Source organism: Bifidobacterium sp. B4079 (assembly GCF_026537385.1).
Taxonomy (GTDB): Bacteria; Actinomycetota; Actinomycetes; order Actinomycetales; family Bifidobacteriaceae; genus Bombiscardovia; species Bombiscardovia asteroides_I.
The window spans coordinates 201,187-226,302 of the sequence record NZ_JAFNMH010000002.1 but is presented as its reverse complement, the minus strand read 5'-3'; the positions used below and the strand labels follow the sequence as shown (position 1 = coordinate 226,302).

At 62.8% G+C, this 25,116-nt stretch carries 37 protein-coding genes; all 37 read right to left on the bottom strand.

Annotation, left to right across the window (positions count from 1 at the left end; all coding sequences use genetic code 11):
* Positions 1 to 10: 10 nt before the first annotated feature.
* Positions 11 to 892 (bottom strand): hypothetical protein, encoded by an 882-nt coding sequence (locus tag J3T95_RS05670; RefSeq protein WP_267450746.1) that lies wholly within the window; start codon positions 890 to 892, stop codon positions 11 to 13.
* On the bottom strand, positions 889 to 4,896 hold the full coding sequence (locus J3T95_RS05665; protein ID WP_267450745.1) for a phage tail tape measure protein: 4,008 nt from the start codon (positions 4,894 to 4,896) through the stop codon (positions 889 to 891). Before J3T95_RS05665 ends, J3T95_RS05670 begins: the two co-directional genes overlap by 4 nt.
* A 1-nt stretch (position 4,897) precedes the next feature.
* Positions 4,898 to 5,050 (bottom strand): hypothetical protein, encoded by a 153-nt coding sequence (locus J3T95_RS05660; protein ID WP_267450744.1) that lies wholly within the window; start codon positions 5,048 to 5,050, stop codon positions 4,898 to 4,900.
* 125 nt (positions 5,051 to 5,175) lie between these two features.
* Positions 5,176 to 5,502: a hypothetical protein gene (locus J3T95_RS05655; protein WP_267450743.1), complete on the bottom strand. Its 327-nt coding sequence runs from the start codon at positions 5,500 to 5,502 to the stop codon at positions 5,176 to 5,178.
* A 47-nt stretch (positions 5,503 to 5,549) separates the two neighbouring features.
* Positions 5,550 to 6,242 (bottom strand): hypothetical protein, encoded by a 693-nt coding sequence (locus J3T95_RS05650; RefSeq protein ID WP_267450742.1) that lies wholly within the window; start codon positions 6,240 to 6,242, stop codon positions 5,550 to 5,552.
* 71 nt (positions 6,243 to 6,313) lie between these two features.
* Positions 6,314 to 6,709: a hypothetical protein gene (locus J3T95_RS05645; protein ID WP_267450741.1), complete on the bottom strand. Its 396-nt coding sequence runs from the start codon at positions 6,707 to 6,709 to the stop codon at positions 6,314 to 6,316.
* Positions 6,710 to 6,718: 9 nt separating this feature from the next.
* Positions 6,719 to 7,039: a hypothetical protein gene (locus J3T95_RS05640; RefSeq protein WP_267450740.1), complete on the bottom strand. Its 321-nt coding sequence runs from the start codon at positions 7,037 to 7,039 to the stop codon at positions 6,719 to 6,721.
* A complete protein-coding gene (locus tag J3T95_RS05635) occupies positions 7,036 to 7,380 on the bottom strand; it encodes a hypothetical protein (RefSeq protein WP_267450739.1) in 345 nt (114 codons plus the stop codon). The genes J3T95_RS05640 and J3T95_RS05635 overlap by 4 nt, the downstream gene beginning before the upstream one ends.
* Positions 7,377 to 7,913, bottom strand: a complete 537-nt coding sequence (locus J3T95_RS05630) for a hypothetical protein (protein WP_267450738.1) — start codon at positions 7,911 to 7,913, stop codon at positions 7,377 to 7,379. Before J3T95_RS05630 ends, J3T95_RS05635 begins: the two co-directional genes overlap by 4 nt.
* 19 nt (positions 7,914 to 7,932) lie before the next feature.
* Complete coding sequence (locus J3T95_RS05625) at positions 7,933 to 9,153, bottom strand: phage major capsid protein (RefSeq protein ID WP_267450737.1); 1,221 nt, start codon at positions 9,151 to 9,153, stop codon at positions 7,933 to 7,935.
* Positions 9,150 to 9,908: an HK97 family phage prohead protease gene (locus J3T95_RS05620; RefSeq protein WP_267450736.1), complete on the bottom strand. Its 759-nt coding sequence runs from the start codon at positions 9,906 to 9,908 to the stop codon at positions 9,150 to 9,152. The genes J3T95_RS05625 and J3T95_RS05620 overlap by 4 nt, the downstream gene beginning before the upstream one ends.
* Before the next feature lie 11 nt (positions 9,909 to 9,919).
* Complete coding sequence (locus tag J3T95_RS05615; protein ID WP_267450735.1) at positions 9,920 to 11,182, bottom strand: phage portal protein; 1,263 nt, start codon at positions 11,180 to 11,182, stop codon at positions 9,920 to 9,922.
* A 12-nt stretch (positions 11,183 to 11,194) separates the two neighbouring features.
* Complete coding sequence (locus J3T95_RS05610) at positions 11,195 to 12,925, bottom strand: terminase large subunit (protein ID WP_267450734.1); 1,731 nt, start codon at positions 12,923 to 12,925, stop codon at positions 11,195 to 11,197.
* A 10-nt stretch (positions 12,926 to 12,935) separates the two neighbouring features.
* Positions 12,936 to 13,388, bottom strand: coding sequence for a phage terminase small subunit P27 family (locus J3T95_RS05605; RefSeq protein WP_267450733.1), 453 nt, complete (start codon positions 13,386 to 13,388; stop codon positions 12,936 to 12,938).
* Between the two features lie 159 nt (positions 13,389 to 13,547).
* A complete protein-coding gene (locus J3T95_RS05600) occupies positions 13,548 to 13,934 on the bottom strand; it encodes an HNH endonuclease (RefSeq protein WP_267450732.1) in 387 nt (128 codons plus the stop codon).
* Positions 13,934 to 14,158, bottom strand: coding sequence for a hypothetical protein (locus J3T95_RS05595; protein WP_267450731.1), 225 nt, complete (start codon positions 14,156 to 14,158; stop codon positions 13,934 to 13,936). The genes J3T95_RS05600 and J3T95_RS05595 overlap by 1 nt, the downstream gene beginning before the upstream one ends.
* 119 nt (positions 14,159 to 14,277) lie before the next feature.
* A complete protein-coding gene (locus J3T95_RS05590) occupies positions 14,278 to 15,030 on the bottom strand; it encodes a hypothetical protein (protein WP_267450730.1) in 753 nt (250 codons plus the stop codon).
* A complete protein-coding gene (locus tag J3T95_RS05585; RefSeq protein ID WP_267450729.1) occupies positions 15,020 to 15,412 on the bottom strand; it encodes a hypothetical protein in 393 nt (130 codons plus the stop codon). Before J3T95_RS05585 ends, J3T95_RS05590 begins: the two co-directional genes overlap by 11 nt.
* Complete coding sequence (locus J3T95_RS05580; RefSeq protein ID WP_267450728.1) at positions 15,409 to 15,630, bottom strand: hypothetical protein; 222 nt, start codon at positions 15,628 to 15,630, stop codon at positions 15,409 to 15,411. Before J3T95_RS05580 ends, J3T95_RS05585 begins: the two co-directional genes overlap by 4 nt.
* A complete protein-coding gene (locus J3T95_RS05575; protein ID WP_267450727.1) occupies positions 15,623 to 15,829 on the bottom strand; it encodes a helix-turn-helix transcriptional regulator in 207 nt (68 codons plus the stop codon). Before J3T95_RS05575 ends, J3T95_RS05580 begins: the two co-directional genes overlap by 8 nt.
* Positions 15,826 to 15,987, bottom strand: coding sequence for a hypothetical protein (locus J3T95_RS05570; RefSeq protein WP_267450726.1), 162 nt, complete (start codon positions 15,985 to 15,987; stop codon positions 15,826 to 15,828). The genes J3T95_RS05575 and J3T95_RS05570 overlap by 4 nt, the downstream gene beginning before the upstream one ends.
* Entirely contained in the window at positions 15,984 to 16,226 is a 243-nt protein-coding gene (locus J3T95_RS05565; protein WP_267450725.1) for a hypothetical protein, read from the bottom strand. Before J3T95_RS05565 ends, J3T95_RS05570 begins: the two co-directional genes overlap by 4 nt.
* Positions 16,223 to 16,504 carry a hypothetical protein gene (locus J3T95_RS05560; RefSeq protein ID WP_267450724.1) on the bottom strand — a complete coding sequence of 94 codons (282 nt, stop codon included), beginning with the start codon at positions 16,502 to 16,504 and terminating at the stop codon, positions 16,223 to 16,225. Before J3T95_RS05560 ends, J3T95_RS05565 begins: the two co-directional genes overlap by 4 nt.
* Positions 16,505 to 16,627: 123 nt before the next feature.
* Complete coding sequence (locus J3T95_RS05555; RefSeq protein WP_267450723.1) at positions 16,628 to 16,915, bottom strand: hypothetical protein; 288 nt, start codon at positions 16,913 to 16,915, stop codon at positions 16,628 to 16,630.
* Between the two features lie 382 nt (positions 16,916 to 17,297).
* Positions 17,298 to 17,810, bottom strand: a complete 513-nt coding sequence (locus J3T95_RS05550) for a hypothetical protein (RefSeq protein ID WP_267450722.1) — start codon at positions 17,808 to 17,810, stop codon at positions 17,298 to 17,300.
* Positions 17,807 to 18,685 carry a hypothetical protein gene (locus J3T95_RS05545; protein ID WP_267450721.1) on the bottom strand — a complete coding sequence of 293 codons (879 nt, stop codon included), beginning with the start codon at positions 18,683 to 18,685 and terminating at the stop codon, positions 17,807 to 17,809. The genes J3T95_RS05550 and J3T95_RS05545 overlap by 4 nt, the downstream gene beginning before the upstream one ends.
* The gene (locus tag J3T95_RS05540; RefSeq protein WP_267450720.1) at positions 18,660 to 19,100 is read right to left on the bottom strand and encodes a hypothetical protein; all 441 of its coding nucleotides are present in this window, start codon (positions 19,098 to 19,100) and stop codon (positions 18,660 to 18,662) included. Before J3T95_RS05540 ends, J3T95_RS05545 begins: the two co-directional genes overlap by 26 nt.
* On the bottom strand, positions 19,097 to 20,059 hold the full coding sequence (locus J3T95_RS05535) for a DNA-methyltransferase (protein ID WP_324123852.1): 963 nt from the start codon (positions 20,057 to 20,059) through the stop codon (positions 19,097 to 19,099). Before J3T95_RS05535 ends, J3T95_RS05540 begins: the two co-directional genes overlap by 4 nt.
* Positions 20,052 to 21,344, bottom strand: a complete 1,293-nt coding sequence (locus J3T95_RS05530) for a DNA cytosine methyltransferase (protein ID WP_267450719.1) — start codon at positions 21,342 to 21,344, stop codon at positions 20,052 to 20,054. Before J3T95_RS05530 ends, J3T95_RS05535 begins: the two co-directional genes overlap by 8 nt.
* Entirely contained in the window at positions 21,341 to 21,745 is a 405-nt protein-coding gene (locus J3T95_RS05525; RefSeq protein WP_267450718.1) for a hypothetical protein, read from the bottom strand. The genes J3T95_RS05530 and J3T95_RS05525 overlap by 4 nt, the downstream gene beginning before the upstream one ends.
* A 136-nt stretch (positions 21,746 to 21,881) precedes the next feature.
* The gene (gene ssb / locus J3T95_RS05520) at positions 21,882 to 22,382 is read right to left on the bottom strand and encodes a single-stranded DNA-binding protein (protein ID WP_416378744.1); all 501 of its coding nucleotides are present in this window, start codon (positions 22,380 to 22,382) and stop codon (positions 21,882 to 21,884) included.
* Positions 22,383 to 22,543: 161 nt separating this feature from the next.
* Positions 22,544 to 22,705, bottom strand: coding sequence for a hypothetical protein (locus J3T95_RS05515; RefSeq protein WP_267450717.1), 162 nt, complete (start codon positions 22,703 to 22,705; stop codon positions 22,544 to 22,546).
* Positions 22,692 to 23,507 (bottom strand): hypothetical protein, encoded by an 816-nt coding sequence (locus tag J3T95_RS05510; protein ID WP_267450716.1) that lies wholly within the window; start codon positions 23,505 to 23,507, stop codon positions 22,692 to 22,694. The genes J3T95_RS05515 and J3T95_RS05510 overlap by 14 nt, the downstream gene beginning before the upstream one ends.
* A complete protein-coding gene (locus J3T95_RS05505; RefSeq protein ID WP_267450715.1) occupies positions 23,492 to 24,037 on the bottom strand; it encodes a hypothetical protein in 546 nt (181 codons plus the stop codon). Before J3T95_RS05505 ends, J3T95_RS05510 begins: the two co-directional genes overlap by 16 nt.
* Positions 24,037 to 24,243: a hypothetical protein gene (locus tag J3T95_RS05500; protein WP_267450714.1), complete on the bottom strand. Its 207-nt coding sequence runs from the start codon at positions 24,241 to 24,243 to the stop codon at positions 24,037 to 24,039. The genes J3T95_RS05505 and J3T95_RS05500 overlap by 1 nt, the downstream gene beginning before the upstream one ends.
* Positions 24,243 to 24,836, bottom strand: coding sequence for a hypothetical protein (locus J3T95_RS05495; protein ID WP_267450713.1), 594 nt, complete (start codon positions 24,834 to 24,836; stop codon positions 24,243 to 24,245). The genes J3T95_RS05500 and J3T95_RS05495 overlap by 1 nt, the downstream gene beginning before the upstream one ends.
* Entirely contained in the window at positions 24,833 to 25,093 is a 261-nt protein-coding gene (locus J3T95_RS05490) for a DivIVA domain-containing protein (protein ID WP_267450712.1), read from the bottom strand. The genes J3T95_RS05495 and J3T95_RS05490 overlap by 4 nt, the downstream gene beginning before the upstream one ends.
* Positions 25,094 to 25,116 lie beyond the last annotated feature (23 nt).

The following is a 25,116-nucleotide window of genomic DNA, read 5'->3' as shown; positions in this document are numbered from 1 at the left end:
CACAATCCTCCTATAAATACGTATCCCTGACGCTGATGGTCACCCAGCCGGTCCCTGGGCTCATCAGCTGCTCCGACAAGGACCCGCCAGGCGGCACCGAAAGAAACCCCCTGCGGATCAGCGACCGGCTCACATCCACGCCCCCCATCGACGCGGTCTGCGTACGACAATCCAGGACCAGAGGAGTCAGCCCCACGCTCCCCGACCACTGCAAAGCCCTGCCATCAGAGCCCACCAAGAGCACACCCTCAGGCATCGGCCCCGTCACCGTGATCACCGGATAAGCTGTCGCGCTTCCCGCATTGCGCAGCAATGCCACGCTCTGCGGGGAGCCAGCATCAGCACCGTAGGAGAGCGGGTAGGCCAGCCCCAATACCTGGTCTCCGTAAAAAAGCCCTCCAGACATGGAGGACACTGGGTGCACCTGCACGTCCGTGGACCGCCAGGACAGGCGTTCGGGCCGAGGGCAGACGACGGTAAGCGTGCCGGACATGCGTCCCTCGTGCCATGCTGCATCGCCGGATACGGTCGCATACCCGGTCACGTAGGTGTCGTCCGGCCCGTCCACCAGGCGCAGGCGGATCATCTCCCCTGCGGTGGAGAGGAGCAGGTTGAGCGAGGCGATCACCGCATCGTGCTGCTCGGCCAGAGCCACCCAGTGGATGGTGATGGTCCTGGCTGAGTAGAGGATGTCAGACGTCGAGATGTCGTGCGCCCCGTTGCCTGATGCACGCTCGGTCAGCGTGACCTTGGCTTCCGGGGTGCTGCGCCAGCCTTCTACGCCCCCCGTGGTGATGCCGAGCCCGTCGGGCCGCTCCTGCCGTTTGCTGCCGGCCAGCTGGACTGTTTTGTCGCGGTAGTGGATCTCCGCGTAGGCAGGCATGCAGCTCATGATTCTCCCATCGCCGATTGCAGGAGCGCGTGGGCGGCTGTCCTGCCGTCGATGGTGCCCTGCACGTAGGGGTCCTTGACCCCGTAGTTGTTGATGATCACCTGCATGGGAGGCAGTTTCTCGGCCCGCGACTCCTGGCGGCTCTGGTCTTTTGCGAAGAGGGCTCGCTGCTGGTCGCCGGTGAGCACCAGCTCCGGGTCGCTGGTCTGGTTGCTGACGACGGTCACACCGGGAGACAAGTAGCCTCCTTTGTCGTACAGTCTTGGCACGATGCCGCCGTCGGCGTACCCGCCTGCCCGGTTCAGGGCCGAAAGGCTCCCGTACCGGTGCAGCGCGTAGTTGAGCCCAGCGTAGATGTTGGCTAGCGGGTCGGTGATCGGCCGACCTGCGAAAGGCCCTGAGTAGGCGGCGAATGTGGGTGGGATCACCTGCATGAGCCCTTGGGAGGGGATGCCGGCTTTCGCGTTGCTGTCCCAGTTGTTGATGGCGGCTGGGTTACCTCCGCTCTCCTGGTTCATGCGCTTGAGCACCGTGTCGGCCCAGCTGTCGGGCTGGCCGAGCATGTGCAGGGCCTGGACTACCAGTCCCCGCCAGCGTTGCACGCCCGATCCGCCGGATCCTGCGCTGGACATGCTGGCGACCAGGTTCTTGGCCTTGTCGACCAGCCCCTGCATGACCTTGACCGGCAACTGGGCGATCAGCCTCCCCCAGTCGCCTGCGCCGATGCCTCCCAGCAGCCTTTTGACCGGGTCCACGATCAGTCGGGAGATGGACCCGCCGGGATCGCTGATAAAATCTGCAACGCTTCTGGCTGCATTGGAAATCCATTTTTCAGCGTTCTGGGCGATGCCTCCCAGGTCAAAGCTCGGCACGATCCCGCCTGCGGCGAAGCCCATGTCGGCGCGTACGGCCGCTGGCCCGCCCTGGCGTGCCAGGCGGTTCCACCGGTAGATGTTGTCCGCGCCTACGGCGCGCACCCATTCGGGCACCATCCAGGCCTCGCCCGGGGAGGTCATCGCCAGGATCGTGTCCTGGCCCGGCGCATACCCGGGGTTGATGCCGCCCTCCGCGAAGTGCACGTCCGGCAGATTCAGGTGCAATCCGACCGCGCCGGCCACCTTGTTCCATACAGCCTGGATGCCGTTGGTGTACACGGTGTCGACCACCCAGCGGACCGGCTTGGCTGCCGCATCCCTGATCTGGTCCCAGGAGCGTCCGATCCAGTCCTTGGTCGTCTCGAAAGCCTGGCCGATGGCATGGATGCCGTTTTTGAAAGGCGCGAAAACATTGGCGCTGATCCAGTTCCACGCATCCCGGCATTTGGCCACAATCCAGTCCCAGACGGGGCGGATATGGCTGTCGTAAAAGGCGTTCCAGGTGTTTCCCAGATCCTGCATGCCCTTGTTCCATGCGTCGATCACATGGGCCTTGATCCAATTCCACGAGTCACGGAATTTCGCCGTGATCCAGTCCCAGACGGGGCGGATGACGTGCGTGCAGAAGTAATCCCACGCATCCCCCAAGGCCTTGACACCTCCCTTGAACGGGGTGAACACGTGCGTGTTGATCCAGTTCCACGCAATGCCCATGGTCTGTGCGATCCCGTTGAAGGCTGGCTGGATGACCTTGTGCCATAAGTCCTCCACCGGTTTCTTGAGCAGGTTGAAGGCAATCACCCAGGGTGTGAGGAACACCGTCAGGACGAAGGTGATGAGGAATTTGAACACCTGGCTTATCCCGTGCCCTACGGCTTTCAGCACGGTCCAGGCGGCCGCCGCCGCTGAGGTGACCTTGCCCCATGCGTTTTTGAAGAAGTCCACGAACGGCCCGGAGAACCACTTGCCGACAGCTTCAGCGGTATTCTTCAGGCCTTTCATCATCCCGTCAACGGCATCGTGGAAAGGCTTGCACTTGTTGTATGCCAGGACGAAGGCCCCTACGAGGAGACCGATCACCATGACGACCCTGCCGACGGGGCTTTGGACGAAGACGGTGTTCAGAAGCTTGAAGGCGGTCTTGAAGGCGGATACGGCTTTGCTGGCGGCAAGGGTAGCGACCACCACGCCGCCGACTCCGCCGACGACTCCCAGCAGGACCTTGATCAGGGTCTTGTGGCTGTCCGTGAACGCCTTGACCGACAGCGCACCGTCGGTCATGCCCCTCATGCTGCCGGTGATGGCGGGCAGGAACTTGGACGCAAGCGTGATGCGGGAGGTCTCCAGCACCTGGTTGAAGCGTTCGGTCTGCACGCGGGCGGTGTTCTGCGTCTCCTGCCACGTGGAGATGTCCTTGCCGTTCTCCTTGGCGGCGGCGCTGATGGACTTCACATTGTTGGCGAAGGCTCTCGTGCTGCCGCCGGAGAGCATCAGGGCGGTGTTCATTCCGGTGGCTCCGCCCATGATCTTCTTCAGGGCTTCCGTGTAGGTCTGTGCCTGCGGGGAGCCTTGCTTCAATTGGTCGTTGAAGCCCTTGCTCTTGGTGTACATCTGCTCCCACTGGCGTACCAGAGCAGCCTGCTGGTCAGGGAGCGCTTTAAGCCCCTGCCGGTAGTCGTTAAGGGTCACGGACCCGTCCATGACGCCCTTGGCGAGCTCTTTGGCCTTTCCGGTGAGCTTGCCGAACATGGTGGCCGCGTCTTCGGCGGCAAATTTGGATTGGTTGAAAGCGTCGAGCAGGATAGTGCCGGACGGGCCCATGTGTTTGAGGATGGTTTCTGACAGGTAGCTGATCGTGCCGGTCAGGCCGCGCTTGCCCAGGTTCTGGGCCACGTCCACGCTGCTGATGCCGAACTGTTGCATCTCCTTGACGGCCACCTGGTTCGGTGCCTGGAGGGCGCGGATCGTGTTGGCCAGCTCCTGGGTGGACTCCTGCGCGCTGGTGCCGTGCGAGGTCAGGGTAGCCTCAGCGCCGCCGACCTCGGCGAAGCTGATGCCGGCCGCCGAGGCGACCGGGAGGACCGTGGACAGGGAGCCGGCGAACTCCTGCATGCTGGTCTTCGCGGCACCGCTGGCGGCGACCAGCTGGTTGGTGACGCTGGAGGCCTTGCTGGCGGGGATGTTGTAGGAACGCATGATGGAGGTCAGAGCGTTGGTCATGACCCCCAGGTCGACCTGCTCGTCGGTGGCTCCCTGGGCTGCTGCTTTGAGGACCTTGAGCCCGTTGGCCCCGCGGATCTGGGCCTTCTCCATGGTGTACATGCCTTCGGCGAGCTGGCTGGTGCTGATGCCGGTCTGCACCGCTATGTCCTTGATGCCCTCCTCCACGCCATGCAGGTTTTTGGTGGACTCGCCTCCGGCGGTGACCAGGAGGTTCATCTGCTTCTGGAAGTTTTCGGCTGCGTCGGCGCTGGTTTTCATCCACTGCGCGATGCCGACAGCCCCCAGACCGACGCCCAGCAGGCTGAGGCTGGTCCTGGTCTTGTCCCAGATGCCTTTGAGCTTGCTGGACTTGCTGCCGACCCCTTCCAGGGACTGGCCGAAGTTGGCCCACTTGGAGGGTTGCTCGTCGGTTGTTTTGGCGAGTTCCTTGTTGGCCTTTGCCAGCTGTTCGGTGGTCGTCTTGCTCTGCTTGTGGGCGGCTGCGATGGCTTTTTCGGAGCGCTCCACCTGGTCGTCGGCCTGCCGGGTCCTGCTCCTGGCGGCCTCCAGTTGCGCTTCGGCCTTGATGGCCTGGGAGGAGCCTGCCCCATATTTGCTTATCTGCTCGGAGAGGCGCTTCTCCGCCGCCTCCTCGTTCTTGGCGGCGACGGAGGCCCGGTCGCGTGCCTTGGCGATATCCCTGGTCGCGTCATTCACTGCGCGCTTGGCCTTGGACTCGGCGTCCTGGAGGGCCGCCACCTGCTGCTTGAGCACATCCTGTTTGGAGGCCGCTGCCATGGACTGCGACCAGGCCCGTCCGGCGGCCTGCCCGGCCTGCCCGGCGGCTTCGGTGGTTCCGGTCGTCAGCAGGCTGGCGAAGCCAGCCAGGTTCGGCAGGACGTCGATAAAGACGGGCTTGGTCGCCATGTCAGCCTCCAGGGGTGATACGGGACGCGATGGCGTCCAGTTCGGTCCGTGCCTGCTCATCCAGGTCATCTTCGGGCCGGTGCTGTTTTTGCTTCTCCTGCCGCTCCTTGGCCAGCGCCAGTGAGAGCGGGTTGAAGGGTTTGAGCCCGCGCACGAGGACGGCGAGGGCTCTCAGGGTTATGTCTCCGCGCCAGTACTCCGCGATCGGGTCACGGGGGCTGTACTGCTCGCACAGGGCGGCTTCCAGCTCCTCCGGGTGACCGTCTGCGTCGAGGAGATCTAGCGCTGTGTAGGGACCCCTTCCGGGGTCGTTCCCTCCATCTGTTCGCCGATCTGGTTCATGAGCAGCATCACGTCGGACACCTGCCCGCCGTCGGCGATGAAGTCATCCCACTGGTCGCCGAGCACGGCCTTGACCATGTCGATGTCGGTGGTAGCGGCGGTGACCGCCTCCTTGGTCTTGTTGGACTGAAGCAGCGGGTGCTCGATGTGGTAGACGCGCGCATCCTTACCGTCCTTGACGGTGAAGTCGATCGTGTCGGTGACCCCCGGGTGGGTCTCCTTGTACTTCTGGCGGATGGCATGCAGGGAATAGTGTGTGGACATTGTTTTTCTCCTTTATGGTTTTTGGTGTCTGGCTGTCTGTAGGAGGGTCAGGCGGTCTTCCTGACGCTGGAGGCCTTGTCGTACTGCTTGCCGCTCTTCTCGTCGGTGAGCACGTCGAAGGTGAAGCCGATGTCCTCGGTGTCGGCACGGTCCAGGGTGCGGTCGCCGAATCCGCTGATGGTGACTTTGTAGGCGAATTCGACGCGGTAGACGGCATCTGCGCCGACGCCGTCCTGGGTGAGCAGGTAGATGCGGTACAGGGGCAGCTGGCTCATGCCCTTCTCCGTGTAAGACCAGGCCTTGGAGTCCTTGCTCTCCGGCCAGGCGGACACCGGCAGTCCGGCCCTCAGCGCCTGCGTGTAAGCGTTCGCCTCGCCGAAGGTGACGTCGATCTGGCGGGTGGAGGAGCTCAGGTCGGAGCGGACCGGCTCCAAGTCTTGCAGCATGGTGGTGTCGTCGGTCTTCACGCTGCGCTTCTCGACTACGCCCTTGGTGGTTACGTACCCCATCTGCTTGTAGCCTGCGGGTAGGCTGCAGGGCAGTCCGTCGTCGCCGAAGAACTTGTCTGGCGCTACGGTCGAGTAGTCGGCGATGGCGAAGATCATGGTGCCGTGCTTGCGGACGTTGCCCGGGTTGTTGTTCATGTAGTCCTGCAGGTCGCTGATGGTGGGGGCTGTGGTCCCGGACCCGTCCCTGGGTGTGATGCCGGTGGGGATGCTGGGGGTTGTGAGGTCGGTCATGTGTTCTCCTTGTGCATATGCAAAAGGCCACCCCGGTGTGGAGTGGCCCAAGATTGTTGGTTTGTACTGTGTCAGTGTGCGGCCGGCCGCATGACCAGCGTGAATGTGGCGGTGCAGCGCAGTATCGCGGGGTCGCCGAAGGGGACATCGCTGAAGGCCGTGCCGGATACGTCGTCCACATAGCCGTACTGGTTGCCGTTGCCGGCCAGAGAGGCCATGCATGAGTCCAAGGTCTGGATCAGCGGGGTCATGTCCTTCCACGACTTGGCCAGCAGGTCGATGTCCAGGGATGCCGTGCGTTCCACGGCTCCCAGCGAGCCGGAAGGGCTCGGGCTGGTCCGGACTGCCGGCAGGCGGGTGAGCAGGTCGTCGAGGGCTGGCAGGGTCATGTACGGCGTGTACCCGGTCCGGTCCTTGATCCACTGGTTGGCCAGGCGCAGGTACTGGGGCCATTTGACGGGGTCCATGTGGTCCTCCTACAGCTGTGCGGATGCGCGGTTCATGAAGTTGTGGCGCGGGTACCGCAGGGAGCCGTGTTCCTGCTCGCCCGCATCCTCGCTGCCTGCGATCACGCGCGCGTAGGGGCGTTTTATTCCCGTCGGGGACTTCGTCCCCGGTCTGGTTCCCGTTTCGACGCGCAGGGAGTCGGCGAATTCGGGGCAACCCTCCTGCAGGGCGAGACGCTGGCAGATGGGGAGCAGTCTTCGTGCGGTGTCGCTCAGTGCCTGTCTGACCTCCTGGTTCTGTAGGACGTTCTTGCCTATCCAGTCGTCGTCGACGATCGCCCCGCTGCTCATCTGTGGTCCTCCATCATGTACAGCTCGCTGTGGGATCCGAGCCCGTCCGCCGGCATGTACTCCTGCACCGCGCTTGATAGCCGGTATGCCTTGCCCCGCCAGCGGATCGTGTCATCGCCGTCTATCAGGTCGGAGAGGATTACCCCTTTCGGCCCGATGACCCGCCACCTGCCGAGGATGATGTCCTGCTCGAAGAGCACGTCCCCCGCATGGGTGACGGGCTGCACGCTGCAACCCTCCACCGTGTAGGTCGTGGTGCTTTCCTGCGGCTGGCCGTCCACGTCCGGCTCGCCCATGGTGCGGTGGATGATGCTGATCGCATCCCCGTGCAGGCCGGTCATAGGATGCCTCCGATCCGGTACTTGGCGACGGCTGCGCTCCATGCGGCGCTGGTGCCAACGGATTGGGCGACGCTGTACGTGCGCGACTCCTCGCCGGTGGTCCAGGATGCGAGTCCGGGCATGACCTGGTAGATGGCCGCGGCCTGTTCTAGGACCACGTCGGCCACGTCCCCGGGGATGGGGTCGTACCCGTGCGTGTAGGTGACCTGGATGCTCCTCCACCCCTCCACGGGGTCGGGGAAGCGGAGCAGCCCGTCCGCCGACCATTCTGGTGTGGCCGTCCGGCCGTGGCATTGGACGTCCTTCACGTCCTGGACGGGGTAGACGGGGAGACGTATTGTCCTCCCCCCGGTCCCGTCGAGGGTGATGGTGTCCGTGGCCTTGCGGATGGGGTTGCGGCACTGGCCGGTGAACCGGTCGGAGGCAAGCCGCAGGCACAGAGTCAGCTTTGGGTCGTCGGGCTTGCATCCGAGACGCTGCGCCAGATCGTCCGGCGAGGCCAAGGGAGCCTGCGGGTCCTGTCCCTCGCTCATGCCTGCCTCCTTCTGCCTGTTACTTGGATGCAGGGGTGGTGCCGGCGATGGTGGCCACGGCGATCCGCTTGGGTTCGCGGATCATGAGCATGTCCTCCTCCTCGGCGCGCACGTAGGTGAGGTTGTGCCGGGCGTCGTCCTCGTTCTGGTTGAAGGCGAGGATGGACAGCGGGGTCTTGCGCAGCAGCTGCACCGAGTGGAAGTCGCCGACCAGGGCCTTGCCCTGGGGGACGATGCTGGACGTGATCCGGGGCACGCCGAACAGGGTGAATGGCCCGGTGGCGAAGGGCGCGTTGGACAGGTACCGGTCGTTCTTGTCCTGCATGAGGTTGAGCGCCTCGTTGTCGGCGGGGTTCAGGACGATGGCCTGGATGCTGATGCCGGGCACCAGCTGCTGGAGCTTGGTGATGGCATGGGACACGGTGTGCACGATGTCCTTGTCGTAGGCGACGGACAGGGTGCCTGGCGTGTTCAGGATGCCGGTGGGCTGGTCGGACCCGCCGGCCCCGTTAAGGACCATGTTCTCCTTGTAGGAGTCCAGGTTGCGGGTGAGGACCGTGTCGATCAGGGAGCGGATGATCCCATCGTCGGCCAGCTCCTGGTTGGTGACCTTCACGCCGTCGGCGAGGGTGAAAGCGTGTGCCTCCGCCACATCCGTGGACAGTGTGCTCAGTGGTTTCAGGTCGCCTTCCTTGACCTTGGCGGCGTTGTTGGTGACGGCTACCAGCTGGCGGTACTGCACGTATGAGCTGGAGGTGGTGCCCATGCTGATCAGAGAGAGGAAGGTGTTGGGCTGCGGATAGGTCAGGTCCGTGTACCCGGGCAGCATCTGCGGGACGATGGCCCCGGGAAGCGCGGTGGACAGGGGTGCCGGGTCGGCCTTGACGTGCAGATGGCGGGCGGTGATGTTCACCGGCGTGCCATGCGGCTGGTCGGCTTTGAAGGCCTCGTAGGCCTTGGACTTGACGAATGCCTCGCCATAGGACTTGGCGGCGGTCACCGGCTTGGGTTCGACCGGCGAGGCGGCCTTCCCCTCCTCCTTGGGCCCGGCGAGCGCCTTGAAGGCGGCCTGGGCCTCGTCGGCCTTCCTGATCTGCTCGCGCAGGTCGTCGGCCTTCTTCTTCAAGTCGAGGATCGTGGTGTTCTCCTCGTCGGTGAAGTCGCGCTTCTCGTCCTGCGCCTTCGTCGCCAGCGTGTTGGCCTGGGCGAGGACGTCCTTGAGTTGGTCTTTGAGACTCATAGTGTTCCTTCCATGAGGTTGATCTCGTTTTCCGTTGCCCAGGCGGTCAGTTCGGGCACTGTGCAGGCTTTCGCGGTCTGGTCCGCGTCATCCTGCTGCTCCCCGCCCGCCTGAGCGGATCGGGAGGCAAGTTCTTCCTGTACGGTCCTGCGCACCAGCTCCTGCAGTCCCTCATTGGACTGTTCTTGCTCCGCGCTCTCGTCGGGGTCGTCGGTTCCTTCCGTGTCTGGTCCTTCCTCCGTACCGTCCATGTCGGTCGTAGCGGCCTTCGTGGATAGGAGCATGGTCGCGGGATTGGCCCCCTTCAGGCATGGGCCGAGCTCGATCAGGTCGACCTTGCCGACCTGGATGATGGTCCTGCCGTCCGGTCCGTCCACGACGTTGAAGTCGGACTCCTCGCCGGCGTAGGAGAATTCCTTGACCCTGCGGTCCTTGAGGAGTTTGAAGACCTGCACGGCGGTGGGGTTGCTCATGTCCAGCTGGGCGGTCACCTCGAGCCCCTGCGTGGTCTCCCTGGCTTCCAACACCTCGCCGATGTGGGCCATCGGGTCGCTCCACTGGTGGGACCAGACCACGGGGATGGGGTCCCCTTTGGCCTGCCATGAGGCCAGGGTCTCGCGGAAAGCGCCAGGCATGACCACCTCGTCGAGGCTGTCGACGTTTCCGAAGACGCTCACCAGGGCCGTGAACTGGCCCTTGCCGAGGCTGCCTTCGTCGCCCACGCTCTTTAATGTGGCGCTGGTGGCTCTTTTCATGGTGTGCGGTTTCATTCGCTGCCTCCGATGTTCTGCGACCCCGAATCGGTCGGGTCGGCCTGCGTCCCGCCGCCCCGCTTCGTGTTCAGCAGGTCGAGGACCTTGTCGTATTCAGGTCCGAGTGAGGGGTGTCCCAGCTCCTTGCGGCCTTCGTTGATGCTCATGTAGGGTCCGCCGACGGCCTTCTGCAGGATCTCGGCCTGCTCCTGGAAGCTGCCGCGCAGGGCCGCGTTGAGGTCGAACTCCACGTATTCGCGCGGGTCGTCGGCCACCAGGGGGACGATCTGCGCGTTGAAGGCCTGCTCCAGCTGGGTGAAGATGGGCCCGAGGGTCTCCTTGTACAGGGAGTCGCGAAACGCTTGGGTGGAGGAGTAGTTGGCCTCCCTGGCACCCACCATCTCGGGAGGCACATGGTAGGCGGACGCCACCTCGATGTCGGCGAGGGTGCGCCCCTCGACCTCCTGCGCGTCCTTGGGACTGAACGCTTCGACCTTCTCCCAGTGGATGCCCTGCAGGACCGGCGAGCGGCCCTCCTTGCCGCCATGCTCCAGATAGTCCGAAATGTCCTCTTCCAGGCGTTTCTGCGCTTCAGGCTTCAACGGCTCCATGTCGGCGTCCATGGCGAAGATGCCAGGAATGCGGGCCCCGTTCTTCCAGATGGCCTCACGCCATTTGACCGACTGTGCATACTCGCGCAGCGTCTGGCTGAGGGTCTGCATGGGGCTGACCCCGTTGGCGCTGCCGTACCCCTTGTCCCACAGGACGCCATCCAGGCCTATTGTGTTGCTTCCGGAGTCCGCCGTGGACAGCTGGATGCCGTGCACGTCCTCGTAGCCGGTCCAGGTGAACCGCCAGGTGTAGGCGGGCAGCCGGTACAGCTCCCATCCGCTTCTGGACGTGGTGGACGGCAGGAGCTTGACCGCGAACCGGTCGTAGACGAGCATGTCGCAAATCACGTCATACCAAAACCGGTAGGCTCCGTGATACACGGTGGGGTATTTGACCAGGTCGTAGAGCGGGCCTTGGCTGACCACGGGCCTGTCGTTGTCCCCGTCTCGCCGGTACACCTTCATCGGTATCCTGGCCGCGTTCCTTGCGATGAACTCGACGGTCTTGCGCACGGAAGGCTGGGTGGCGAACACGCTCATGGCCTCCGTGTTCGCCGACAGGGGCATGCCGGGGTCGACCACGTACCATCTGCCCCGTACGGTGCCGGACTGGAAGTCCTGGACGGACTTTTCGACGTGCTTATGCCGGTCAAATGGCCAGATCATGCCGTCCTCCTTCTACACGTACAGCCCGTGCGAGGCGTAGGGGTTGGGTTTCACGCTTTTCCTGCGGGTCATGGCCTCGGAGAGCGCGTCGCAGATGGCCGCCACCCCGTCGATCTTGTCCCTGCTGTCATGCTTGTTCGGCTGCACGTTGCCGTTCTCGTCGCTTTTCACGGCCAAATTGTCCACGTTCCATCTAAGGACCGGGTTGCCGCCGTGCTGGAAGAGCGGATGCTCCTCGGAGCCGGTCAGGAGGAGCCGTTGCAGCTCCTTGAGCACAGGGCTCAGGGTCTTGAACCCCTGCCTGACCGGCGTCAGACGGTCCACGGACAGGCCCTGCTCCTCCAGGTCGTTGACCACCTGGGTGGCGTTCCACGGGTCATAACCGATGGTCTGGATCTCATAAGCCTCCAAGTCGGCGCGGATCTGCTGCTCGATGTACGAGTAGTCGGTCACGTCTCCCGGTGTGGGCACCAGGTAGCCGTCACGCACCCACACGCTGGCATTGCCGGAGGTCCTGCGGTCCAAGTCGTCCACCACCGCCTCGGGGCACCAGAAACGCATCCGGCAGGTGTACCCCTCCCCCTCCGGGAAGAGCAGGCACCATGCCGTCAGGTCGGACACGGACCCCAGGTCCCACCCCCCGTAGCATTCCCGGCCCGACAGAGCCGACTCGTCGACCTTGCCCGCGTTGCGGTCCCAGGACTTCAGGGTGATGAAGCGGGTCTCCTGCTTCGTGCGGATGCCCAGATGCAGACGCATGTAGTTGGCCAGCTCCGCAGGAGAGTTGCGGGCATGGTTGGCTGCTTTCTCCAGGTAGTCGGCGGAGGGGCTGACCCCGTATCCCGGGTTGGCTTTCATGAGGGTCTCCACGGCGAAGGGGTCGTCGTCCTCGCTGGCACCCCACACGACCCCATACCAGGATCGGTCGGTGATCGTGCCGGCGGCCAGCTGTTCGACGTAATGGCGGGTCTCGTCGTATATGGTGCCCGACTTGCCGGCGTCCGGGGTGGTAATCCTGACACCCAAGGGCTGGGTCCTGGAACCACGGCCCGTCTCCAGGGTGCGGACCAGGTCCGGCGACTTGTACACGTGCAGCTCGTCACAGATGAAACAATGCAGGTTCATGCCGTGCGCCGCGTCGGCTGCCGAGCTGATGACCTCCATGTAGCTGCCGGACGCCTGATGGACGATGCGCTTCTGGTGAGCCTTCATGACGCCCTTCAGGGCTGGGGTCTTCTCGACCAGCTGCTTGACCGGCTGGAACACGAAGCCGGCCTGGTGTTCGGTCGAGGCGGCGCACACCACCTGCGCGCCCTCCTCACCGTCGGCCCCCAGCATGTACACGGCGATGCCGCCGGACAGGGTGGATTTGCCGTTCTTCCTGGGCACATCCACATACAGGTCGCTGATGACGCGGACGACCTGTCCGTCCTCGTTCTCATGCACCCAGCCGAAGACCGGGGCGAGAACCCACGCGATCTGCCAGGAGGCAGGGTCCAGATGGTGACCGGCCCACTTGCCCTGCGTGTGACGCAGCACGTGGAAGGACATCAGCACCCTGTCGACCCTGGCCGGATCGAAGTAGGCACCCTCCATGTCCCTGGGTTCGGCGGTCTTGATCTTCGGGGTCTGCCACTCCTTCGGCAGGGGGATGCCACGAGAGAGCATGTACCATGCGACCTCCGGCGACAGCTTCAGATGCCGGAGCCTGTCCTCCGACGGCATCTCGAAGTCATCGGTCATCCTGTACGGACTAGGCAGGCATGGCGAAGGGGTTCGCTTCCTGGTCGCCATCATCATCACCCAATCCCGCTATGTCACCTTCCGCCGCAGGGTTCAGCCCGAAGTCACGGGCGAACGTATGGATGTCGGAACGGGCCGCCTTCAACGCGCTCACCGCAGGATGGGGCTTGGGCACCCCGCTGTCGGTCACCACCGAAAGGCCACCGTTCGCCTGCAACTCCTTCACCGCCTCACGCATCTGCCATACGGCGGTGCAGTAAGCCTCAAGACTCGGCCCGTCGACCTTCTTCAGTATCCCCAGCCGGTCCAGCGCCTCGACCACCTGCTTCCAGGTGCTCTTCGCGGCGCTCGGCATGTAGGACGGCATCTTCGGACGCTCACGGGCGAACTCGGGACCTTTCCCGACCTTTCGCCCACCCGAATCACGACCCTCTCCCCTGCCATTGATCAATTTCAGCTTCACCGGAGTTGGTGATGGTCCTCGACGGCCCATAATCCCTCCAATCAAGCCAAAACAAGCCAAAAACGAAAACGAAAACTTGAGACGCGAAAATCCGAGTTTCGGCGGCGCTCAAGGTGATGGACTTTGTCCATGATTCAGACCCCCTACCCCTGTGGGTGATCACTGGTCGAGATGGTAGAAGATCCTTGCCGCTAATCCGGGACCATGGTCGGCACCGTGCCGTTTGCGCCGGCTGCTGATGGTCTTGGCGTGGTGGCAGTCGTGGCACAGGCTTTGCAGGTTGGCGAGGTCGTAGAGGCTGCCGCCGTCGGCTATCTCCCAGATGTGGTCGACTTCGGTGGCAGGCCTGCCGCATCTGACGCACCGGTGTCGGTCACGGTCGAGGGCGAGGGCCCTGGCCTGTCTCCATGCGGTGGGGTCGGTCCGTCTGGTGTGGGCTGATGGCGTGCTCCATGCTGGCCTTTGGTGGTCGGCGCATCTGCCGTCCTTGACGGCTTTGGCTGTGCAGCCCTGCCTGGTGCAGCGTCCCTGTGGTCTGGTGGGCATCAGAGCAGCTCGATGCCGAGGGTCTGCAATGCACTAAGGTATTCGTCCTCGTACATGCGTAGCGGCCATGCTTTGAGCGCATCCTCGCGTGTGACCTGCATGCCTTGGCCTTGCATGGTGTCGGCGATGCGGGTGAGCTGGTGTGCGATGGCGTGCAGGTCGCCCGCCTGCTCACGCTCTTGAGGTTGTTCGGTCATGTGATGGTGGACGTTATTTTCCCGCATGGTTCCGCCTTTCTTGGCGTGTCGCACTTCGGGCAGGCATGAGAAAGGGCCGGACATCTCTGCCCGGCCCTTACATTAAACTTCAGCTATAACATATAGTAGCGGCAAAGCCGGATATGTCAAGCCGCGCTCGCTGGTGTGTCTTTCTCGATCATGGCGATGATGTCCCCAACCCGGTACACGTCGAGCCCTTGGCTGCCTTCCTGCCGGCTGATGTAGCCGTTCTGCGCCCAGTAGCGGATGGTGCGTGCGCTGACTTTGTACCCGCATTGGGTGAGCAGTTGCGCTATCTCGCCTGACGTGCCTTCCTGGTAGGAGTCCATGAGCCAGTCCTTCTGGGCTTGCCGGGTTTCGGACAGGTCGTTCACTTGGCCGCATTGCGGGCAGATGGCGTATTGGGACTTGTCGAGCACCCAGAGGATGGCGCTGCATGCCTGGCACCAGCCTCCGCGCCGCTTCTCGGCCTCCCAGTCGAAGATGCGCTTTACCGAGTCAGCGGCCTGGCGTATCTGGCGTTGGATTGACGGGGCGGACCGGTTGCGAGCGAGTGAGGGCACGCCTTCCAGGAGCAGGGTCCTGCCAGTCTGCCTGGGTGTGCCTGCCGGCACAAGGGCCGTGTAGAACTGGCGGAAAAACTGGTAATACCCCCATGCGTCCTCCCTGAGCGGGTCGGGGTTGGTGGCTCGTGGACCGATGCTTCCTTTGGCGAGCTGTTTGGGTCCGGGCTTGGCCTGCCTGGTGGCGACCTGGTAGAGGTCGTCCATCCGGTCGCACAGGTAGCCGAGGTCGGCTGCGAGGACTCGCTGACAATCCTTGCAGATCCGCTCCCCGTCAGCCATTGCAGCCCCGTCGTTCGGGCATTCACTTACCACTGCCGCTCCTTTCGAGGATGATCTTGTCTGCCAGTATGGTGAGCCGGAGTCTTGGGGTGCCCATGCCTTCTCCCGGGTGGATTACTCTGACCGATCCCGCTTCCACGCAGTTGCTCAAGTCCACGCCGTTTATGGATACCCCCTTTTCGGTGATGTGTATGTCTGCTCCATGCCATTCGCTCATCGCGTGCCCTCCTTCCGGGTTGTCTCTGAGAACCCTTTGAAGAACTCGCCGACCCCGTTCGGACCGCCAGTGCTGGTAGTAGTCTTCCTCCCAGCCGAGCCATGTTCGGCTGATTGCGGCCCGGCTGTCCTCGCATGGGGCGACATGCTGGTATTCGGCTTTGATTCGCCTGTTCTCCGCTGGCCTGCTGATATTCATCGTTTTCCTTCCCTGATCACCCATTTGAGGATGGCTTTGGGGTTCTGCGTAATTGTCCTGATGACTGCCTGGACTGCGTACGCCAAGCGCCTTATAGCAAATTTGACGATCTCTTGTGAGTGGTCCTTCTCTTGATCCCAATCAATCAGAATGCCAGCGACGAGCATCATGAACGCCAAGACCACTAACGTGAGTATATTTTCCGCGAATTCACTCAAAATTCTGGTCCTCCTTGGCTTTCAACCATTCCTGGACTCCCTTTTCAGGGAAAACAAACTTGTTGTATCCGAGCTTGATGGCTTTTGGACCTTTGCCTCTGCGCCTCCACTCACCCAGCGTGCGGGGTGAGATGCGGAGCGTGGCAGCCACTTCCTTGACGGTCATCATGGCCGGTTCTTCGGGTTTCTTGTCGTTCAAAATTCTGGTCCTTCCTGGCGTGCTGCTTCATGGCTGATGGTGGTGCGCATGGCTTGGATGACCGCCTGCGGATAGCCGTATCGGCGGCGTATCTGCTCATCGTCGGCCCCCTCGCGGATCGCCTGCAGAGCCTTAGCCTGCCGTGTGGCGCGAGTCATGCTTCCTCCTCCGGCTCGGGCCCTGGGGCTCGTCCGTGCTCGTCGTCCCAGTGCCAGTGCTTCGGGCAGTAGTCCTTTCCGTCCGTGTGCAGCCATTCGCCGCCGTTGTCCGGGTCGGCGAACACGGTCACGGCGCTGTCGTAGCTTTCCCACGAGCTGTACCCGTCTTGATGGGCGGTCTCTTCGCATTCGGGCCAGTCGCAGGCCAGCGTGTGCGCGGGGAAAGCCATGTCGCTCATGGCTGCTCCTTCGGATCGGGGCCAGGCACGCGGTGCGGCCACTTTTTGCAGTGCCAGTCATAGTGCCAGTGGTAGGGGCAGTAGTCTTTGCCCGTGGCTGGATCATGCAGGAAATTTTTGTCGGAAAAATCATCGTACTGCTCATCGGGCAGGTAGGCCCACTCGCTGACGGCTTGCTCATAGGTGGCGCTGCCGTCGTACAGGTCGTCCTGGGCGGTCTCCTCGCAGTCCGGCCAGTCGCAGGCCAGCCGGTGGCAGGTAATCACTCTGTCGCTCATGCTTCCTCCTCCTCTCTGACCGCTTCAAGGAGGGTTTCCGCCACTGCGGCGGCCTCTGCTCTGGTCATGTCCATGGCCAGTCCCTCATCTTTGGGGTCTTCCTCGCGTTTTCCCGTCTCATCCTCACTCCAAGCTAGGGTCAGGGTCTTTAAGGCCGTCAGGAGGCTGTTTCTCTTCGTCGGCACAGTCAATCAGCCACCGGCCGATCCGCCTCGCCATGCCCGGGCTGAGGGTCTTGCCCACGAAGTCACGCCCCTCGCTGATGGTGAGGCGAATGCCGCCATCCACTGCGACCAGGGACATCTCACGTGTGCCGTACCCGTCGCGGATGCCGAGATCATACCTGCCCTCGGACGGCTGCTCTTCGGGCGGCCATTCGGCCCAGTCCTCCGGCCCTTCAAACCCGCTCATGCTGCCTCCTTGGTTTCTTTCGCCCACCGTGCGTACTCGTCACAGCAGGGCTTCTTCATCCGCTCGCACTTGTCGCACACCACCGCGTCGCATAGCGGGCATCTCGGGTGAGACTTGTCGGGCTCAAGCGACCCACGGCAGATAGAGCACCTACTGGGGTACACATCACCGGCATACTGTTGCTCCGTGCGGCCCTTGTACCGGTACGAAGTGATCGAAGGGTCCCAGTCGACCGTGTAGGTGAAATCGCGCCCGCAATGCGAACACTTCTGCGAGTAGGGACCATCACCATGCAGATCCGTCAACTCAAATGGGTCACATTCCCCGCAGTACGGGCAGACGATTTTGTCGCCCCCGTAAACCCACTTCTCGCCTTCGTAATTCATGCTGCTCCTCCGATCATGTCTTCCAATCGCATGGCTCCTGCTTTCGCCTGCCCGTGGCCGATGAAATGCCGGACGGACCTGCGCTTGGGCTTCGGCTTGGGTGCCTCGATGATCAGCCGCTGTGAGGCTTCCACCGCGATGGCGTGGGCCTGCTCCAATGGGATGCCTTGCCCTGTGTCGTGGACCAGCTTGCGCCGGTAGACGGTCGCATGGTCCGAGTCGATGCCCGCCTGGTCCATGAGCCGCTCGATCTCCGCGTTCTCAGGGACCCGCTTGGCGCGCATCCGCTTGGTGAGGATGTTCACGTCACCAGACCGCATCCAGTCTGTGCCAGGGTGCGAGCCGTAGAACTTTTCGACAGCCGCGTTCGCGTCCACCAGGTTCACAGCGTCGTCCAGCTCATGCCAGAACTGCTGGGCGTCGTTCTTCTCGAAAGGCATGTTCCCGTGGTGAGTCATGATCTTGGCGTAGACCAGGGCCGCTTCCGCCTGTGTGATCTGCTTGCTCATGCCGTCAGCTCCTTCCTGGCCTGTGGCTGTCTCGTTGCCGCCTGCTCCTGGGCGATCTCCTCCACCACCTGGCGGTTGTGGTCGAGGTTCTGCTGCGACTTGCTCATGCCCGATGACGCAGGTGCCCTCGGTTTGGGTTTGTTCTTCCAGCCGCCTTTCCGCAGCCAGTTGCCCAAGGTCGGCACGTAACGCGGATCCCTGTGCTCATTGGCCAGGATCTGGGCCCCGGCCAGGAGAGCAGCGAAGCTGGTGTGCGGGCTCTTACGGTGCAGAACCCGCTTGAGCTCGCGGAGGCCATCGTCGGGATTGTCATGGTTCGGGTAGATAGCCATCAGCTGCTCGAACTGGAGCGTGGATTCCGAGGAGGGCTGACGCGATTCGGATTCGAATTCTCTCTGCCCCCCTTGGGGGGCTATAGGGGGTATATATCCCCTGTTCCCCTGTTCCCCTGTTCCCCTGTTCCAGGCAAGAGACTCTCCAGAGGGTCTCTTGAGAGTCTCGGTAAACAGAGTGAGAGGAGGCTCGGAACCCTTGTCTGGCAACGGGTATCGTGCTTTCGCCGGATGATTGATCACCTGATGGTCGGACCAGTGCGTGACATGCAGATAATCCTTGTCATCGACCCGATACACCTCGATCAGACCATGCCGGGAAAGCGTTCTCAAACCTTCCGAGACTCTCTGGAGAGTCTCTTGAGAGTCTCTGGTCATATCCCCCGCGAACAGGTCGCCGACGATATCCTTGAGGCTGCAAAGCCCCACGCCGTTATCATCCACGTACGACCACAAACCAATGAACAGCAGCCGGTCAGGTATGGACAGGGCATCTATGTCATCGCTCCGCCAGAATTCAGGCTTGATGCTCCTGATCCGCATGGTCCCCACCTTTCTTCCTCTCGTTGATCTGCTGGGCGAGTCTGAGGCTGTGCTCTCTGGCCAGGCATCCGCATGAGCGCGTATGCCCCTTAACCAGGTTGGCTGCCCTGACGGTGACGCTCCTGCCGCAGTCGCACCGGCACACCCAGGTGAGCACCCTGCCCCGCCTGCCGCCGAACCCGGTCACGGTCAACCGCCCGTACCGGTTGCCCCTCAGGTCGGTGATGCGCCTCCGGCAGCCGGGGAAGAGCACCTGCTCGCGTGGCGTCTCATGCAGCAGGTACATGTCCTCCCTGGACCGGTGCCCGCCATGCACGGGATCAAGCTCGTGCAAACGGCGCGTGTACCGGCGTCTGCTGGCCGGCTCGCGCAGTTGCCGGGCGATCATGAGAGCCTTATGGTCAAGCCACGTCATGAGACCACCTCCAAAGCCCCCTGGGCGAGCCTGGTCTTAAGGCTCAGGTCCAGGTAGTCGCGGCTGATATCGATGCCCACGTACCTGCACCCCGCCTTGAGAGCCGCAAGGCCTGTCGTGCCCGACCCGCTGAACGGGTCAAGCACTGTTCCTCCAGGTCGGCAGCCGGCCTGAATGCAGGTGGCGGGCAGGGCTTCCGGGAAGGTGGCGAAATGAGCGCCCGTGAACGGGGTCGTGTTGATGTCCCACACGTCCCGCAGGTTCCTGCCCCGCATCGAGCCCACGGCCTTCATTGGGCCGTTGGTCTTGCCCGGGACCCTGCTACTGCCCGGCTGAGAGTCCACGTCCTGCCTGAGCCTGCGCACACTCGACTCGGCCAGAGGCTGACGGACCGCGTCCGCGTCATAGTAGTAGCGGCCATTGCGGGCGAGCAGGAACACACTCTCATGCGCCCTAGTGGGACGGTCGGTCACGCTCTCAGGCAGTTTGTTGCTGGCATGCCAGATGATCTCACTGCGCAGTATCCACCCGTCATCCTGAAGAGCGAAAGCCACCCGCCACGGGATGCCGAGCAGATTCTTCACCGGACGGTCGAACCTCCTGTGATAGGCCGCTGCGGTGATCTGCACCTGGTCGTGCTTACGCCCGCGAAGCTGGGAGTGACCGCCACGGCCCCACGAGGGATGGGAAGCATATGAGTCGGCCAAATTCAGCCACAAGGTCCCATCGGCTTTGAGCACTCGAACAGCCTCGTGAAAGACGCTGACGAGACGGTCCACATACTCCTGTGGGGTCTCCTCAAGGCCTATTTGCCCGACCACCCCGTAGTCGCGCAGGCCGTAGTAGGGCGGGGACGTCACGATGCAGTCCACACTGTCCTTGGGCATCTGTGCCAGCACCTGCTTGGCATCGCCCAGCCACAGGGTCACCGAAGAGTCACGATAGTACGGCTCACTCATGAGATGCCTCCTCCGCTTGCTGGATGCGCCGCCCGATCCAAGCCATGACCGGCTCGGCCATGGAATTGCCGAGGGTCTTGTATCTGGGACTGTCGGGAGCGTGATCCTTGCCCTTGTACCGCACGTCGGTCCACCCATCCGGGAAGCCTTGCAATCGCTCGCACTCCACGGGCATGAGCCGGCGCACCATGCCACCGCCTGACACGGCGGGCTGCTTGGTCACGGACAGAGTGGGACTCGTCTCCCGACTGATGCTCAGACCAGCCGTAGCCGCGTTTTTGGGGGAGAACACGTAGCCTGCGTTTATGGATGAGCGCAAGCCGCGGTTGCTGGCGCACAGCACCGCAGGATTGTGCTCGGTCTTGAGCGTGGGACTCAGCTCCCGTTCGTAGGAGATCGATCCGGCCTTGCCGCCAGCATTAGGCAGGAAGGCCGTTACCTCCTGTATGAGGGGCACCTGGTTGCCGCCCGTGCCCATGCGCGCGGTCAGGGTCTGGCTGACATCCTCATCCGCATACCGGAGCCGGGCGGCGGTCGGGTTGAAGTCCAAGACCACCGCCCTGCCATCCCCGCCGCTGCGCTCCCTCGTATCCAAGGTCGGCCAGCAGCCATCCTGGTCGTAAACGCGCCTGGACTGCGAGTCCCACGGGGTCAGGCAGCCCGTGTCTGCATCTGGGCCACGAGCGCTGTCTCCAGCGGCTTTGGCAAGGGTCTGCCTCTTTGCCCTGCCCGTCGGATGATCCCAGCGCAGGCTTTCGGGCTCAAAAAGTACTTCGCAGGCGCGTGTGCTTCCAAGACTGCCGACAAGGAACACACGTCTGCGGCGCTGGGCCACTCCGAAGTACTGCGCATCCAAAATTCGCCATGCCAGACCATACCCGAGCCCATCCAAGGCTCGCAGCAAGCATCGGAAATCCTCCCCTCCCGAGCTGCTGAGCGCTCCCGGCACGTTCTCCCAGACAAGCCACTGAGGACGGATAGCCTGTACTGCTCGTACATACTCCCACATGAGCCCGGAGGCTCCCTCAAGACCCTCCCGCCGTCCTGCGACGCTGAAACTCTGGCAGGGGCTTCCCCCGACCACAAGGTCGGCTGTAGTGCAGTCACTGTGTACTCTCCAATCAATCTTCGTGATGTCCCCGAGATTCGGCACCCGTGGATACCGTGCCGCGAGGACGGCGCTCGGGAATGGCTCAATCTCGCTGAAAGCCACCGGATCCCAGCCAAGAGGACGCCAAGCCACCGACGCCGCCTCAATGCCGCTGAAGATGCTCAGATACCTCATGACGTGGCCTCCGCATCGGGCCCCAATGGCTCCCCGTGGTTGAGGAGCAGCGCATACTGCTCCAAGGTCATGTAGACCAGCTGCTGGCCCACCGTCTCCCTTGAATCGATCCCGATTCCGGCACGCTTCTGCACGACGGCCCAGAATGTAGCGCCATCGTTCATGGCCTCCTTCTGCGCCTGGTCAAGATGCTTGGGGATGTCCATGCGGGCCGTGTTCTTGCATTCGATGACCACCCGATGCTGGTCATGCATGATGCCATTGATGTCTCCCCGGTCCTGGGACCCGGACAGGTGGCGTCTCTCCACCCTCGGATCATCAAGACCCCAGGCCAGATAAGATGCCGTAGCGGTCTCCATATCCGCACCAGCACGCTTGGCGCTCTTGCGGTTACGGCTCATGCGACCGCCTCCAATGAGGGCCACCCGCACCCCAGGCAGAAGCCTGCCGGGCTTACCCCTCCCCCGCAGATCGGGCACGTATGGTCAGGCTCAAGCGGAGCCTCCACACCCGCATAAGGGTCAAAAGACCGGATCATCATTGCCGGCACCTCCCCACGGGTCCTGCGGCCGGGCAGCGGGAGCCTGGGCCTGCTGGCCGCCCCACCGCTGGGGACCGCCCCCCCCACTGCTGTGACTGTTGCGGAGCCTGCTGCTGACCATTGCCGTTCCTGGCCACCTGGGCAGTGTTCCTTGTCAGCGCTGGCCCGATCTCGTCCAGGCGCATCTCCACGACCGTGCGCTTGTTGCCATCCCGGTCCTGATAGGAGCGCTGCTCCAAGCGTCCACGGGCGATGACCCGCATGCCCTTGGCCAGGCTGGCCTGGATGTTCGAGGCCATGGGACTGTAAGTGGAATCCCAGGCGGAGCAGCGCATGAACAGCGTCTCCCCGTCCTCCCACTGGCCCGAATCCCGGTCGAATAGCCTCGGCGTGGACGCGATCGTCAGGTTCGCCACCGTGCCACCGTTGGACGTGGTCCGCATCTCAGGATCGGCAGTCAAATTACCGATTATTGTTAGATAAGTCTCTCCGGCCATTTAGGCCCTCCTTAAAGCGTCTTGCAGATTCTTGGGGATGCGCATCTTAGGGCACGGGTACTTCGCGTCGATGGCGTGAGGGCACTTATCAAAGCCCACGTCAGGACGGTGGCAGTACTCGCACAGGCGTACAACGCCGTGCAGCAGCGGGATATCAGCGGTCACACCCGCTCACCCCGATCCAGGCACCAGCCGAAACCAGCCAAGGCAGCCAGATCGACTAGACCCAGCTGCGGGTGGACCAAGGTCCAGCAGGTTGAGAAGAAAGCCGCCGCGCCGCATACGGCTGCGGCACACAGCCACAGCAGGTCAATGGGAGGCATCAGGAGCCTCCTGGCTTGGGGGTTGCATGATCGCTCTGATCCGCTGGTCCAGCACGTCAGTGTTGGCAAGATAGTCCTCGGCCTCCAGCAGGGTCAGGTCATCCGTATGCTGCACCTCAGGCCTGCCGGTCAACCCTTGCAGGATCCTGGCCGCGTCAGCCTTGTCTGTCACCCCGCACCGGATCAGCGCCGCACTGATGGCCTTGCACTGCTCCTTGGACGGCGACGGGTCCACAGCCGGCTCCTCAGCAGGCTGCGCATCAGGCTCCTCGCGCTCGGAGACGACAGGCATGTCATCCAGCTCGTCAGGCGAGTACGCCACCCCAAACAGAGCCTCCGGGCACGCCTCCCGCGCCACAGCCGTGATGGCACGCCATTTCAGCATCGTCATCGGCTGCTTGCGGTAATTGTCCCTCGAAGCGAGCCCCATATTCTGCGCCCACTGCCTGTCCCGAACTTCTGAAAACTCAAAGTCCGGGTCGTCCTTGCGGATAATGACCGCCTTGACGCTCTCATGCTGCTCGTCCTTGTAGATGCGCAGCCTGTGGCCGGCCTTGCGCACCTGGCTGGCGATCAGCTCCGCGCTCATGGTCGGCTTGCCCTGGATCACGTTGATCCGGTACAGACTGTCCGCATAGGACAGGCCCATGGCCGCGCCGAAGCCAATGGCCACCAGGATGTTCGCCGGCTTGCCCTTGTACGCATCAGGGATGATGTCGCCCTGGGAGGCAAGCTTCGCCCACTGTATCTGTGTCCTGATCTCCGTTGACGCGCCCTGCGTCTGCTCTAGATCCTGTCCCATGGGTTCTCCTCCTCGTCCGCATCATCCTTGATCTCGCCCAAGCCGCTCGTAATGCCGAGCAGCTGCCGCGCCTGCGCCTGGGCCTTCTGATCGTCGAAGATCTGCGCCCAGTCCTTGACCCTGCTGACCGCCACCGTGTCACCCGAACCGCGCGAAAGCTCCACGCCCGCAGGCTGCTCGCCGCCGAACTGACCGACCAGATGCTCTATCGCGTCAGGCTTGGCCGCGAACTCCTTCGGATACGGCACCTGCTCGACGCTCTCCTCCTCGCCATGCTCCTTGAGCCACTGGGCGAACGCCACAGGATCCTTCACCCGCCAACGGGGCTCGCTGCCCCGCTTCGCGGTCACCGTCCCCAGGTCGGTCGTCAGATGCTCCCTGGAATCCATCCGGTCGGTCAGAAACTCCTTGAGCGCATCGATCTGCGTCTTCAAACGCTTCTGCATCGAATGCGCCAAAGCCAACTGGCCAGCCGCCTCGAACGTGGTCAGCTCACCATCAGCAAGCATGTCAGCAATATCCTTCGCCATCACTCGGCCCTCCCTGAAATGCACTTGAGCGGCATGCGTTCCGCCACCGAATCAGCCTCAATAAATTCGCAGCCCTTCACCGGGCCGAAGTCAGTCATGAAAAGGTCGCAGACATGCAACCACTCGCCTTCGCCGGTCTCAAAACGGATCAGCAGATCGCCGTCAGCAGCCTCATAGACTCCCACTTCGCTTGGAATCAACGCCATCACTCGGCCCTCCCGTCCAAGAAATGCACAGGAGTCAAAGGCAGATACTTTCTGGCCACCTCGTCACCGACGTAAGCGCCGTCCTCCAAAAAATCCTTTGACACGTACATCCATATGTCTGCTTCCAGCAGTGATTTAAGCCGGATCAGCAGCGTCCCATCAGCACCCCGATAAATGCCCGGCTCGGTCGGCAGCTTGGCCTTGTGCCGTAAAGCACACGAGACGAAAGGAACCGGGACGGGGTCACGATCCCCCACCAGGAACGCATTGCGCATGACACGGGTGACCTGCAAAAAACGGCCATTGACCACTATCGCGTCGGCCTTTCTGTACTCAGCGGGTCCGAGCTCCTGCCAGTCGCGCTCATCCCACACCATGGACACCGACTCCACACCGACAGCTCGCGTCCATGTGCTGTCTTTGTTCCAGTCAAGAATTTGAACATGTTTCAGGCCAACGTCCGTTTCCCAATACACAATTTGCCCAAGAAGGTTCAAACTGCCTTCCATCGTCCCGTTTGAAAACAAGACATGCACGTGCTTGCCCTCCAGCTCATAACGGGACAGATTTGTATACCATTCCTTGTCACTCATTTGTTTTCCCTTACTACGATTGGCTTTTCATTGATCCGTGCCGGCGACCAGGGCACCCGCGCCCGAAGCCGCTCACACTGCTGTTTCAGCGCTGATATCGTCAGCGCACACTCGTCCAGTAGGTCATCCACTTCATCCGTGTCATAGCCTTCACGCCAGCGGGTCACCGTCAACGGCTTGTGCCGGATATCATCAGGAGTCAACAGGGGCATCACACCCACTCCCAAGGCCCAGACGAGCACGAGTCCCAGGATCAAGACGCTCCAACTCAAGCGCAGCC